The following is a 13350-nucleotide window of genomic DNA, read 5'->3' on the forward strand; positions in this document are numbered from 1 at the left end:
CCGAGGAATATCCATGAACGGAAGACAATCGCTTTTGATGGCGCTTGCTATTACTCTAATCCTGAGTGGTTGCGGGAATGGCGGAAGTTCGACGACCGGCAGCTCGCCAACCAGCACTATCACTTCCACTCCCACTCCCACTCCAACCGCTACAAGTGGCCACTATGGGGCATATTCACAGTCGGTCTCCGGCTACTATCAAGTCTTTGTCGTGGACACAAGCACGGGTGTTACGATCCAAATCTCGAGCATCGGGAATAACACGTCGCCCAGTTTCAGTGCGGATGGCACAAAGGTTCTCTATACGACAGACAGAAACGGTACGTCGGAACAATACTTCGCTCCCGTGACTGGCGGAACTGAGTACCCGGCCGTATCGTCGTCAAACCTGTTTGCTGTGGGAGACAGTCTCACCGCTGGTGCTGGCTCATCCGGTGGTGGCTACCCGGCGCAACTGTCCGCTCTGCTCAATGACCGAACTTATATTAACGCCGGCGTCGGGGGCCAGACCTCAACGCAGATCGCCGCCCGGATTGGAGCAGAGTCGGTAACAATGACGCTCGATAACAATGCGATACCGTCGAGCGGGCCTGTGAATGCCTCCAGCTTATCGATCATCCTGCTTTCGACGGCAGCAGACGATGTGACCCGAAACTTGCCAGGAACAATCTGCTCCGTTCATGGTGTGCTTAAGCGCACGGCCGCTGGTGGACCGCCTTCCACAAGTGAAACGTACATGTTCACCCGCGATACCACCGGGCAGGCGGTCACCTGTTCACCGTGGTCCGGCTTCGTCGCCGACGCGCAGGGATATGACACGTGGACCGCGCTCATTTGGGTCGGTCGAAACAATTACTGGAACCCAACGACAGTCATCGCGGACGTCAAATCCATCGTGCAATGGCTCAAGCCAACCAGTCCGCACTTCGTGGTGCTTTCAGTCACCAAGGCCAATCTTCCCGTGGAATATCCCGGTGCCGTGGGCGCGCGGACAATCGACGACCTAAACGCGACCTTAAAAGCGACGTATCCGGACAATTTCGTCGATATCGAGACGCCACTGTTCAATGCGTACAATCCGAGCCTTCCTCAGGACGTCATCGATCACAACAACAACATCCCGCCAACTTCCCTGCGTTCCGACCTCGGGCATTTTAACGACGCGGGATACGCGATCGTCGCTCAGCAGGTCAAGTCATTCCTTATGTCAAAAAACTGGTAGTGCGCACGGAGAATTAAACCGGTAAGTTTTGAATCAAAAACAAAACCCCACGAGAAGACCAATCATGAAACTATTGGGTAGCACCAAAGCGATTGTGCGCAACCGCACAATTGAGCTTGACTTCATACGCGGCATTGCAATCATCGCGGTGATGGGATTTCACTTCCACTGGGTCGATACCGGCTACTGGTTTATACCGTTCATCGAATATCCACTGAACCACTTCGGCCGGGAAGGCGTGAATCTGTTCTTCGTATTAAGCGGTTTTCTGGTCGGAGGGGTGCTGTTGCGCCAATATGCGCAGACCGGGAGCGTCGATGCGTGGCGCTTCATCGTGCGGCGTATCTTCAAGATCTGGCCTGCGTTCTACGCGCTGATCCTCTTTCACGTGCTGGCTGGCCGCCACCCGAGCAACACATTTCTGTGGCAGAACCTCACGCACCTGCAGAACTACTACGGAACGTCGATCGCACAGACCTGGAGCCTTGCGGTCGAAGAACACTTCTACCTGTTCCTCCCGGTGCTGTTGTTGCTGCTTGCGGCCTTTCGCGCTCGTGCGAACACGATTCTCTGGGTGCTCGGCGTGATCTCTGTGGTGGTGCTGATTGCTCGCAGCGTGGTGGTGATGCGCGGTGATTTAATGGCGGCTTTCTTCTACACGCAGTACCGTATCGACAGCCTTCTTGATGGCGTGATGCTCGCCGTGTTCTACTGGATGAAGCCCGAGGTCTACAAGCGCTTTGCGCAGAAAAAAGATCTACTGGTTGTGCTCGTGCTGGCGCTCGTCGCGTGGCTCGTGCTTGGCACGAAGCACGGCGCGCTCGATGAAAGCATCGGTTACACGTTTCAGGGGATCGGCTATGTCGCGCTGATCGTCCTCGTTCTGGAGTATTCGTCGACGATTCGCGAGTCAATGATATTTCGCGCGATCGCCTGGATTGGCGTGTACTCGTATGGTATCTACCTGTGGCATTCGCTCGCACTCGGGCCGGGCGAAATCCTGATGCGCAAAACAGCGGCGCTAGGTGTTCCGCCGCTCGTTGCGTGGGTCTTAGTGCTGGTTGCGCAGTTCGCTATTGCAATCGGAATCGGATCTGTGATGTCCCGATTGATCGAGTTTCCGTTCCTTCGGCTGCGCAACGCGTTGTTCCCGGTGCGGAAAACGGTGGTGGAGGTGGAGTTGCCCGAGGTTGAGATGGCCGTCGAAGGCTAGGTTGACCAGGATGGCGTCGGACGAGCACCGGGTTTCCTCTTACGGTGCAAGTGCTCGCGATCAGGATTGGCATCAGGCATCTTGATCGGGACGTCTCAAGATCTTGAGGTTTGTTCGACGCCTGACCATGTCCGCGCACTCGCGCTAGTCACTCACAAGATTCCTGCCCGCGCTAAACGCGGCCCGAACTTCGTTCACCGTCTGTTCGGGCGCTTGCAGATGCGGATAGTGGCCGAGTTTAGGGAGAATCGAAAGCTTCACACCGTTACGGTTCGCGTACTCAACGCCCATTTCCTTCCTGATATAGATATCCTGCTCGCCCCACACCACCTTCACGGGGACCTTCAGCTTTGCCATATTGGCTTCGAAGTAGTCCTGGTCGCGGGTAAAGTAGGAGTAGTAGTAGAAGAAGGCATCTGCCGATGTGACGTCACCGCCCCACCCTTTCGCTATGTCGTCCCTGAACTCCTGAGACAACGCGTAACGCTCCTCCGCCGACATGCCGCGGAAGAATGTGTTTGCCAGGATTTCATCACGGTTCTTGTTCATCGCGGCATGCACGGCATCAGACGAAGGCTTTGACTTCAGGCCCTGCAGGCTTTCGTACATGTACTGTGGGCGGTTGAATGGGGCAAAGTCGCCAACTATGATCTCTCTGGCGATATTCGGTTGCTCCAATGCTGCCAGCAGCGCAGGCAAGGCGCCGATATCGGTGGCATAAATCACCAGCTTCGAACTGTCGATGCCAGACGTGCGGATATAGTCTTCCAGCACACGGGCACAATCCTTCGGCGCGTAGGAGAAGCGATCGGCGCCCGGACGCGAGGACTGTCCGTAGCCCGGCCAGTCAAACGCATGCACCTCGTAATCGCTGGACAGGGATTCGGCGATCGGCTTCCACGCATACATCGTCTCCGGGAAGCCGTGCAGGAACAGTACCGTACCCTTTGGATGCGCGGGCCGATAGACCATATGACGCAGCTTGATGTCAGGATTGACCTGCACCTCGCCGACTTCAACCTTCAGCGTCGACGAGGATGACGTCGGCACAATCCTGCATGCGGAATTGCCCAAAACTGCGGAGAAGATTGTCGCCGTCGTTACAAGTTTGAACATGATCGTGGCTCTCGTTTAGTGCGCAATTGCGCCAGGTAAATTGCGCTTCATTGCTTCAGAATTTCAATGGGTCGCCCAAAGCAGTGCACCAGCCCAGTACGCTCCAGCGCTTTCTACTGGGGGAAAGGCGGATTCAAAAGCTTACTCAACGGCTTCAATGGGCCTATTGGGAGGAGCGAAAATGTCATCAGGCGCGCTTTCCCCAAGGGAAGTGCTTCAAGGATCTCATGCGCTTGATTTACGTCGGTAACGTTCAGGATGAACGCCACCCCAGCGCGGTCTTGCAGTGAATACCATTGATCAATCTTGCCCTCGAGGTAGAGCTGCGCCGTCTCGCGAATTTCGGTTGGGAGAGTGTGTTGGACTAGTTGCATGTCCGTGCCCGGTGGAAAGGTGCCAACGGCCAATATCTTCGTGGTTGGCGTGGTTGGCATCGGAGTGGTGTGCGCCATGGAAACTCCAGCAGAAGCGACCAGCACAGAGGCTGCTGTCAAATCAAGAAGAAGCCGTTTCATCGTGCGGCCTCGAACACAGGCTGCGACTGCAATCTTCAGATACCGTCTTCAGCGCCGCTGCTTCCGGTCCCGTCAGATAGCACTCGCTGAAGCGCTCATCGACGCGCTCCCACATCAGTTTCGAAAACAGCAGCATCGCATTGAGCGGGCGATGATCAATGACCACGGATTCCGTCTCGCCGTGTTCGTTCATATGCGCGACGACCACGGTCTCGATCGGCACACCCTGGATCTGCGAGCGATAGGACTCCATATACAAACCGTCGCCAATCGCGCCCTTGTAGCTGTGATGCTGGAATTCGTAGAGCGAGACAGCGTGTTTGATCACGGAGAGAATGTCGGCGCGTCCTTCGATCGGACGCTTCAGGACGGTGGCTTCGAGCGTCGCGTTTTCAGCGAGGCTCGTCAGCCAGAGCGGCGGACCACCAGCGGGTGCCAGCACGGGTGCCGTGTCGTTGAATTTCATGGTACTGCTCCTTCTTTCAGGTCATCGGATGTGGCCATGATCGGGGTTTACTCGTGCGTCCAGAAGTGGCAGCATCGCCATTATTCAGGGAATTTCAGACACACAAATGGCCATCGTCCGCATCTGGGTCTATGACGGAATCCTCGCGTCCGGCGTCGCGGGCCCTGTTGACGTCTTCAGCGCGGCCAATCAGTTCCATGCGCGCAAGGCCGCACCGGGTACGACCCCAGCGCCGGTGTTCGTGTGGCACGTGGAATCCCTCGACGGGCATCCCGTCACGGCTGCGTCGGGTCAGACCATTCACGTCGACGGCAAGATCGACCCGCGCAAACGGGCGGACGCCGTTCTGCTGACGGCGCCGTTTTTCTCGAACATCGACGAGTTCATCGGGCGCCGCGAGCAGTTGAACGAGCTGTCTTCCGCGCTGCGGCGCCAACGCAAGGCAGGCGCTGTGCTGGCGGCTTATTGCACGGCCAACTACCTGCTCGCCGAGGCGGGCCTGCTTGATGGCCGCGCCGCAACGACGCACTGGGCGAGAGCCGCGGACTTCGCGCGCCGCTATCCGCGTGTCGCAGTTCGCGCACACGAACTGCTGATCGAGCAAGACGGCATCATCTCGGGCGGGTCCGTAACGTCGTATCTGAATCTCGCAGTGCGGCTCGTGGAAACATTCGCCGGCGAAGGACTCGCCACGATGACCGCGAAGGCGCTGTTGATCGACATGAACCGGACTTCGCAGGCTTCCTATGCAACGCTACTCGACGAACATGGGCATACCGACACCCTTGTCGCACGCGCCCAGCAGCAGATGGAGGCTACGTTGCAGCAGGGATTCCGGTTGAGCGATCTGGCCGCATCGCTTGCCGTCAGCGAACGCACACTCAATCGCCGTTTTAAGGAAGCCGTCGGCCTGGCACCGCTCACGTATCTACAAAACCTGCGCATCGAGGTCGCGAAACGCCTGCTGGAGACGCGGCCAATTGGGCTCGAGGCGGTGAGTCAACGTGTCGGTTATGGCGATATCAGCACATTTCGGCAATTGTTCAAGCGCAAGACCGGATTGTCGCCGAGTGAATATCAGATGCGGTTCTCGCGTGCCAAGGCGGAAAATATGGAAGCCGAATCCGGCCGCAACGGCGGCTAAGGCCACGCGAGATGATCACGCCGCAGCGCTCGTCGTCGACCCATCGGCCTCCGAATCACTCACGCGAACGTCCGCGACGGCGTCTTTCACTTGGGAAAACGACTCTGGTTCGATCGGCTCGATGGTAGCAGCGAGGCCCGTCGCCAGACCGGCATGGCGTTCGAGCAAGGCTTTAAGTTCAGGGCGCAGTCCATCGCCGCGTTGGGCTGCGAGCGCGTGAAGCGATAGTAACGGCAACATGATCGGACTCCAGTCAATGAAGGACAGGCGAGCCGTACATCGATAATCGGATTGGCGACCGGGCCCCGGCAAGATACAGGCAATTCGAGCGCGCCATTCTTCATCCGACGACCTCGCCTACTGTGCGATAGCGTGGACACGATACGGCCGCCGCTGCGCGCAGACACTCCGGTTCTTGCTGTCTCATTGTTGCGAACTCAAAGTAACGCTTGACGCAAGCGGCTATGTCGTCTGGTCGTCGTTGCTCGCTTGGGTCACTCACGCGCGGCACACTGAGCTGGTAGTGTGGTGGAATGCCAACTACCATGAATTCGAGCGCGTAGTGCGGCAGGTGCCTAACCTCTCCATCGAGCGGATGTCTTACAGCCGGCATCGCCGGCTTCTAGCCGCGGCTCATGTCGAACGCCAGGCGTCTAAACGGAGGCAAACGATGACACGAGTTCGAGTTTGGGGCTTCACCATCTCACTTGACGGATACGGAGCAGGTCCGAATCAAGATATCGACAATCCTCTCGGCATTGGCGGGACGGAACTGCACCAGTGGCTATTCCCAACACGCACGTTCCAGCGCGCCCTGTTCGACAAGGACGGCGGTACGACCGGGGTTGACGATGATTTCGCCGCCCGTGGCTTTCAGAATGTTGGGGCCTGGATTCTTGGGCGGAACATGTTCGGACCCATTCGTGGCGACTGGCCGGACACAAACTGGAAAGGCTGGTGGGGAGATAATCCGCCGTATCACGTTCCAGTCTTCATCTTGACCCATCATGCTCGTCCCCTCATCGAGATGAAGGGCGACACGACGTTCCACTTCATAACAGGAGGCATTCGCGAGGCGCTCGACCGTGCACGCGAGGCCGCTGCCGGAATGGACGTGCGGATCGGCGGTGGGCCGAACACAATCCGGCAGTATCTTCGCGAGGGCCTCATTGATGAACTGCACATTGCTATCGCGCCGGTCCTGCTCGGCCGGGGAGAATCGCTGTTCGAAGGGGTTGACTTGCGGGCTCTGGGATACGAATGCGTTGAATTCGTAGCGTCGGAGAAGGCCACGCATGTCGTCCTACGACGCCAAGGGCAGACGGACGTCTAGCCACTCGCTGTTGGTCGAAGTCCCTGACGGAGCGTGATCCGCTGCAGATACATGGGGCGCGGATCGCTGTTGCCTCGGAAACGCGTCACGTCGGGATGCTGCCCGCCGCGGGTGACACCGGGAAACTACTGGGCGCCGTATCCGCTGATTTCCCTGCGCACCACGAGTCTGCTACTAACCGACTCCACGCCGGCCACGCTTTTTGCCACGACGATCGCAAGATCAATCTGTTGCGCATCGGGGACGCTACCACTCAGCAAAACGGCACCGCTACTAGCACTAACTTTGATGTTACTAAAGCTAAGCCCCTGACTCTTTGCTTTCCTCAAAGCGTGGCGAACATCTTTGGCAAGCTGCCGGTTCGCTGCCGTGACTTCCTTTGCGCTTTGTACGGCGCTCGATGCAACCGATGTCGGGCTATTTGCGCTTGTCGACTGTGCATTTGCACTAAGGCAAACGAATAGGACGAGCGTGCCGCCTGTCAGTTTGACCAATTGAACGGGTTTCATGCATTTTCTCCGCTTGCTGAATTTGAAATAAACATACATGGTTCATGCGAGTAAGCGTGAGCAGCATCGCTCCTCTCCTCGATGAGGTTGACCCGCACTACCACCCTGCGGTGGCAGCGGTGCAGTCAATCGGTGACACGTTCGTCGAACATCACGAGAGCGATTAGACTAATCAGTCCGCATGCGCCCATATACCAGATTGGCGCATAAGGGTTCTTCGTCACACTAAGTAGCCATGTCACAGTGAAGGGAGCAAAGCCGCCAAAAAGCGTTACGCCCAAGCTATAGATGATGCCCAGAGAGCGGCCGCGGATTTCGCGCGGAAAGCTCTCCATCAACAGAAGAAAGCCACCCGGACTGGAAAGTACCTTGAGAACGATGATGATCACCACGCCCGGCAGGATCGTGGTCATGGCCGGCGCCCGAAGCATAAGAGCGAAGGCTGGATAAAGTACCAGCAAGCCGGCCACGCCCGTGACATAGAGAATTGGCTTGCGCCGTTTAAGCCTGTCGGTGAGCTTGCCGCATAGCGGTGACGCCGTCATCAGGATCAGGCCGGCAACTCCGCTGGGCAAGAATGCAGTTGCCGCAGACAGATGCACAACGGTCATCAGATATGACGGCAGGTAGAGAACCAAAATGTACATCGAAGACGTGCCGCCCAGCATCAGCAGCGTACCGAGGACCAGACGGCGCCAGTCGTAGCGTGCTTTCTCTGAAATGAGGCTATTACTGGTACGTGGGGCGTGGTGCGTCTCGCTGAGGTTACGGCGAATATATAGGCCGACGGGGCCGATGATCAATCCAAGCAGAAAGGGGACTCGCCACCCCCAGCTTTCGAGCGCGTCCGCGGATAGAGCGTGTGTCAGCACGAAGCCACACAACGCGCCAGCAAGTGCTGAAGCGCCCTGGCTTGCCATCTGCCAGCTGACCAGATAGCCGCGCGTACCTGGAGCGGCTGACTCCATCAGGAACGTAGTTGACACCCCGACCTCACCGCCAGCCGAGAAGCCCTGAAGAAGGCGGGCACCCAAAATCAGAAGCGGCGCGGCAAGACCGATCTGCGCATAGGTCGGCGTCAAGCCAATGATAGTCGTGCCTAGCGCCATCAATAGTATGGTTGGCGTCATCGCGGCCTTGCGGCCTCGGCGATCGGCGTAGGCACCGAGCACGATTCCGCCAATCGGCCGTATCACAAAGCCGACCCCAAAGGTTGCGAATGACAGGAGAAGCGAGCCATACCGGCCGTCGATCGGAAAAAAGAGTTTGCCGATGAGTGCAGCAAAAAAGCTGTATACCGTGAAATCGAATATTTCGAGGGCATTGCCTAGCGCCGTTGCCACGATCACCCGACGTTGCATGGCTGCATTGGCCGCGCAGACGGGTACCTGTACGTACGGCAGTGCATTGGTAGAACCTGGAGTCTTCATATAAAAGCCAGAAATCGCACTGGAAAAGCGCCGCTCTGCGCCGGCGCTTTTCCAGCATCGGATTGTTGTGCTCGAGTTCAGAACTTGTGATACATGCCCAGCGATACCGTCAGCGGTGTCGTACCCTGTTCGGGCGTTGCGGAGCCCGGTTGTGTGGGTAACGGTGTTCCGTTCAGGATGACGGATGAAATACCATAGTTCCGGATCAAGCCCCCACGAGCGTACAGGCCTGTACGTTTTGACAGGTTGTAGTCGTAACCGAGCATCACCCCCAGCGCCGAATCTTTTGCTGGTAGCCCCGCGTTATCACGAACACCGGAGGTGTCGCGATAGACGAACGACGCTCGCAGGGCATGAGGCCCAAAAGGCACAGTCCCGCCCAACATATAGGAACGCGCAATACCGTTGCCTGCGAGATGCGGCGCCACCTGATTGAACGCAGCCGACAACACAAACGAGCCGACATCGTAGATGGCCGCGACGCCGTATATGTCGTTACGCACGGTTTGCGTTCCCGACGCCGTCGCGACGGGCGCGCTCCACACCTGGTTATAGGCCGCAGCAAGGTACAGAGAGGCGTTCGTCCATGAGGCGACGACACCTTGATTGGAGGCATAAGGGCTGACACCCTGCGTACCATTGAACGCGTACAGGAATGTAGCTCCGAAACCATCGACACGAGGGGAAGTCCAACTCACCGCATTGCTCTCGCGGACGAGCACCTGGCTCGACCCCGGGCCCAGATCGGCGTTGTAGCCGATACCCTTTCTGGTCTGGACCGCGCCGCCCGCAAGCCAGGTAACGACGGAGTTCGTCACCACCTCTCCAAACGGATCGGCGAACTCCGGCAGGCTTGCAGTCGTCTGACGTCCAACGCGCAGAGCGCCCCATGTCGTCGAACTAAGGCCAACCCATGACTCACGATCAAATAACGTCTGGCTTGTTTGAAGGCTGCCATTGTTAAGTTCGAAGCCGCTTTCCAGATTGAATTCCGCCTTCAAACCGCCGCCCAGATCTTCCCGGCCGAAAAATCCAAACTGCGATGTATGCACACCACCACTCTGCATCTGCCACAGCGTTTTTCCTCCAACGCTCTGATAGTTGATACCCACGTCGGCTACACCATAGAGCGAGATTCCATTGTTTAGAAGAGCGGTATTGTATTGCGGTAACGTGGACAGAGTGGATTGGATATATGAGTCCGCGTAAGCCGCGTGAGAGAACCATAGGATCCCCGCAACACAGACGGTTTTTTTGTAATTCATCTCGGGTCTTTATTCTAGTAGTGTGTCGGCCGCTTGCGTCATGCGGTCAGATATTGTTCGACCAGGCGGGCCCAATAACTCACGCCGATCGGCAACGCTTCATCGTTGAAGTCATAGCCAGGGTTGTGAAGCATGCAACTGCCATGGCCTTCGGCACCGTTGCCGAGCGCGACATAGCAACCGGGCACCTCATCGAGCATCCACGAGAAGTCTTCGCCGCCCATCCTTCCAGGCGGCAAAGGAAAGATATTTTCGGCGCCGACAATCGCGGCAATTGCCTCGCGTGCAAAGGCGGTTTCTTTCGGCGTATTCATCAGCACCCGCGAGATCGCCTCGTATTCGATCTCTGCTTCGACGCCCATGCTGCGAGCCTGAAACTCGACGATCTCACGCAGGCGTGATTCGATCAGCGTCTGAACCTCTCTGTTGAGCGTACGCACCGTAACCAGAATTTTTGCCGTCGACGGCACCACGTTATGGGCCGTGCCAGCCTGGATTGCACCCACGGTTACGACTGCCGCGTCTGCCGTCGAGATGTTGCGCGATACGATGGTCTGGAGCGCCATGACTATGCTTGCCGCTGCGACGACCGGGTCGCGCGAGAAATGAGGCATGGCGCCGTGGCTGCCCTTACCCCTCAACGTGATCGTCACAGCGTCTGACGAGGCCGCCATGGCCCCGCTTTGTACAACGAACTTCCCAACAGGCAATCCCGGCGCATTGTGGAGGGCATATATCCCGTCACATGGAAATCGCTTGAAGAGGCCGTCCGCCATCATCCGAAGCGCCCCACCCAAACCCTCTTCAGCCGGTTGAAAAATAAGGTTCAAGGTGCCGCTGAACCGGCGTGTACGCGCCAGGTAGTGGGCGGCCGCCAGCAGAATCGCCGTATGACCATCGTGACCGCATGCGTGCATCTTGCCCTGCACCTGGCTCGCATAAGGCAGTCCGGTGCCCTCAGTGATCGGCAACGCGTCCATGTCCGCGCGGATGCCCATCTTGCGTGAGCCATTGCCGACCTTGAGTTGCCCAACCACACCGGTGCCGCCGACCCCTTCGGTTACTTCATAACCCCAGTCACGCAGCTTCTGTGCAACCAGCTGGCTCGTCTGAACTTCTTCGAACCCCAACTCAGGATGAGAATGGATTTGCTGACGCAATTTGACGAATTCCGCCGTGTGCTCGCGGATCTCTGGATGAATATTTACGGTCTGGGACAACACCACCTCCTCTGACGGTTTGCAATATCGCGATGAGTCAAACGCAACGCGGATTGAGGGGCAGTCTAAGGCGGACGGTATGAACAAAATAATGATAAAGTGTGATGCCTATAACGGATGGTTATAGGCCAATTTTTAGACGCACTGGGTATCGATGAAACTCCATCAACTCCGCGCGCTGGTGGCGGTCGCAGATCAAGGCAGCATCATCGGCGCATCGAGGGTGCTGTTTGTCAGCCAGCCGGCAATCACTAAAGCCATTCGCGAACTCGAATCCGATATTGGCATTGCGCTGCTTGCGCGCAGTGTGAGCGGCGTGACGCTGACGCCTACTGGCGCTTCGTTGCTACGTCGTGCGCGGCTGATTGTCGGTGAGCTGGCGCGGGCCGAGGAGCAAATGGCGATGGAGCGCGGTTCGCTGGAAGGGACTGTCACGGTTGGCGTGACGCCGATCAGCGCACTAACTCTGCTGCCGGGCGCGTATGAGCGGTTTCGTCAGGACATGCCTCACGTCAGAGTGCGCTTTCTCGAACAGCCGCCCTCGGCATTGCTCGACAGTCTGCGCCAAGGTACGCTCGACTTTGCGCTAGCAACATCTTCGGAAGTCGTCTCCGATTCGGCTATCCATTACGTCGACATAGCGACATTCCCAATTGCATTTGCGGTACGGCAAAACGGTCTGCTGGCGAAGGCAACATCGCTGGAAGATCTGTGCGATGCGGAGTGGCTATACTCGGACACCACCAGCATGTATCCGGCCTACCTTGCCGAACTGTTCGAGCAGCATGGCTTGCCGGCACCGCACCGCTTGACCCTCTGCACATCCCAGGCGCTTTTTTACAGTCTCGCGACCACGATCGATGCAGTCGTCGCGTGGTCGTCGCACGCGCTTGGATCTGTCAATTTGCGCGAACAGTTCCGCACGCTTGACTTCATACAGGCATCGCGTAGCTTGAAACTGCGGCTGATGCAACGCGAAAGCTCGATCCTTACGCGGCCGTCTGAGTATTTCATCCGCTGCATCATGGACGCAGCGAACGCGCAAGACCCGGGTGCGGGTTCTGGTGTGATGGCCGACTCCCGCCAAGCGGCGAGGGATTAGTGCCAAAGGCAGTATGACTTTCCGTAAGGCAGAGGCTGGCCAGCCGTGAAGAGCCAAACGCGGGTTAGCATTGCTGCCGGAGCCGCATAGTGTGGACAGCAACACACCCGGCAATTTCTATGCTCGGAAGCCAGCATGGAACACGACAGCACGGCGTATGTCGGTCTGGACGTTCACGAGGAGTCAATCACTGTAGAAGAACTTGATTGGCTTCCGAAAAATTAACCAAATAACTTCCACTTCGCCCCGAATTCTGGGTCAAAACGGGGGCTCGGCACTTGTTCTGTTACCCAAATAACTTCCGAGATCGACAAGTTTCAACCATAAATCTTCCATCGTCGTGAAGGGTCGTCAATCTGCGATGCGGATGGCCCCCGTTAGCACCTTTGAGCGTTCCCACGCAATAGCGTCCAAGCCGAGCGTCTCAAGATCGGACAATGCCGACACTGGAGCGGACAGGGTTCTACGTCAGTAATGTGGCATTGCCGACGGTGGCGGCATCGAGCAGCGGGACGGCAGCTTCCTGCATCAGCGAACTCACACTCTCGACCCGTGCCGCCGGTGGTCCCGTCCTGCTGGGTGGAGAACGTTGTTCCGGCGAATGGCATTTTTCCGTTTCAAACGCCACACCTGCAGGACGGGACCACCGGCGGCACGGCCATATGTATCGTTAATCCCCCCCGGAAACGCGATGGGATCAGAAGTACAACTTTCTCGTAATGGGCGTTCTACAGAAATCGCACGGACATCGCGTGTGTCGCCCGATGTCCGTTGATCATCCACCCGCACAGCGTGCCAGTGCTGCGCGGGACTTC

13 protein-coding genes are annotated in these 13350 nt (G+C 57.6%); 5 read left to right on the plus strand and 8 right to left on the minus strand.

Annotation, left to right across the window (positions count from 1 at the left end):
* The first annotated feature begins 13 nt into the window (after positions 1-13).
* Both L0U81_RS25575 and L0U81_RS25580 read left to right on the plus strand, forming a co-directional pair.
* Positions 14-1222: an SGNH/GDSL hydrolase family protein gene (locus tag L0U81_RS25575; RefSeq protein ID WP_233807128.1), complete on the plus strand. Its 1209-nt coding sequence runs from the start codon at positions 14-16 to the stop codon at positions 1220-1222.
* Between the two features lie 64 nt (positions 1223-1286).
* Positions 1287-2435 (plus strand): acyltransferase family protein, encoded by a 1149-nt coding sequence (locus tag L0U81_RS25580; protein WP_233807135.1) that lies wholly within the window; start codon positions 1287-1289, stop codon positions 2433-2435.
* Positions 2436-2579: 144 nt separating this feature from the next.
* Here the strand turns inward: L0U81_RS25580 and L0U81_RS25585 are convergent, their stop codons facing one another.
* The 3 genes from L0U81_RS25585 to L0U81_RS25595 all read right to left on the minus strand — a co-directional run bounded on the left by L0U81_RS25585 (position 2580) and on the right by L0U81_RS25595 (position 4532).
* Positions 2580-3551, minus strand: coding sequence for an alpha/beta fold hydrolase (locus L0U81_RS25585; RefSeq protein WP_233807137.1), 972 nt, complete (start codon positions 3549-3551; stop codon positions 2580-2582).
* A 113-nt stretch (positions 3552-3664) separates the two neighbouring features.
* Positions 3665-4066 carry a hypothetical protein gene (locus L0U81_RS25590; RefSeq protein ID WP_233807139.1) on the minus strand — a complete coding sequence of 134 codons (402 nt, stop codon included), beginning with the start codon at positions 4064-4066 and terminating at the stop codon, positions 3665-3667.
* Positions 4047-4532: a hypothetical protein gene (locus tag L0U81_RS25595; RefSeq protein ID WP_233807141.1), complete on the minus strand. Its 486-nt coding sequence runs from the start codon at positions 4530-4532 to the stop codon at positions 4047-4049. Before L0U81_RS25595 ends, L0U81_RS25590 begins: the two co-directional genes overlap by 20 nt.
* A 106-nt stretch (positions 4533-4638) precedes the next feature.
* On the opposite strand from L0U81_RS25595, the gene L0U81_RS25600 reads away from it, so the two are divergent.
* On the plus strand, positions 4639-5676 hold the full coding sequence (locus tag L0U81_RS25600) for a GlxA family transcriptional regulator (protein WP_233807143.1): 1038 nt from the start codon (positions 4639-4641) through the stop codon (positions 5674-5676).
* A 15-nt stretch (positions 5677-5691) separates the two neighbouring features.
* Here L0U81_RS25600 and L0U81_RS25605 read toward each other — a convergent pair whose 3' ends face one another.
* The gene (locus tag L0U81_RS25605; RefSeq protein ID WP_233807145.1) at positions 5692-5916 is read right to left on the minus strand and encodes a hypothetical protein; all 225 of its coding nucleotides are present in this window, start codon (positions 5914-5916) and stop codon (positions 5692-5694) included.
* A gap of 430 nt (positions 5917-6346) precedes the next feature.
* Between L0U81_RS25605 and L0U81_RS25610 the strand changes: the two genes are divergently transcribed.
* Positions 6347-7009 carry a dihydrofolate reductase family protein gene (locus L0U81_RS25610; protein ID WP_233807147.1) on the plus strand — a complete coding sequence of 221 codons (663 nt, stop codon included), beginning with the start codon at positions 6347-6349 and terminating at the stop codon, positions 7007-7009.
* A 125-nt stretch (positions 7010-7134) separates the two neighbouring features.
* Here L0U81_RS25610 and L0U81_RS25615 read toward each other — a convergent pair whose 3' ends face one another.
* The 4 genes from L0U81_RS25615 to L0U81_RS25630 form a co-directional block, all read right to left on the minus strand.
* On the minus strand, positions 7135-7518 hold the full coding sequence (locus L0U81_RS25615; protein ID WP_233807149.1) for a BON domain-containing protein: 384 nt from the start codon (positions 7516-7518) through the stop codon (positions 7135-7137).
* A 125-nt stretch (positions 7519-7643) separates the two neighbouring features.
* A complete protein-coding gene (locus tag L0U81_RS25620; RefSeq protein WP_233807151.1) occupies positions 7644-8948 on the minus strand; it encodes an MFS transporter in 1305 nt (434 codons plus the stop codon).
* 77 nt (positions 8949-9025) lie between these two features.
* Positions 9026-10213, minus strand: coding sequence for a porin (locus tag L0U81_RS25625; protein ID WP_233807153.1), 1188 nt, complete (start codon positions 10211-10213; stop codon positions 9026-9028).
* A gap of 38 nt (positions 10214-10251) precedes the next feature.
* Positions 10252-11433, minus strand: a complete 1182-nt coding sequence (locus tag L0U81_RS25630; protein ID WP_233807155.1) for a M20 aminoacylase family protein — start codon at positions 11431-11433, stop codon at positions 10252-10254.
* A gap of 154 nt (positions 11434-11587) precedes the next feature.
* Here L0U81_RS25630 and L0U81_RS25635 point away from each other — a divergent pair, with 154 nt between their 5' ends.
* Entirely contained in the window at positions 11588-12535 is a 948-nt protein-coding gene (locus tag L0U81_RS25635; protein ID WP_233807157.1) for a LysR substrate-binding domain-containing protein, read from the plus strand.
* The last annotated feature ends 815 nt before the right edge of the window (positions 12536-13350 follow it).

Source organism: Paraburkholderia sp. HP33-1 (assembly GCF_021390595.1).
Classification (GTDB): domain Bacteria; phylum Pseudomonadota; class Gammaproteobacteria; order Burkholderiales; family Burkholderiaceae; genus Paraburkholderia.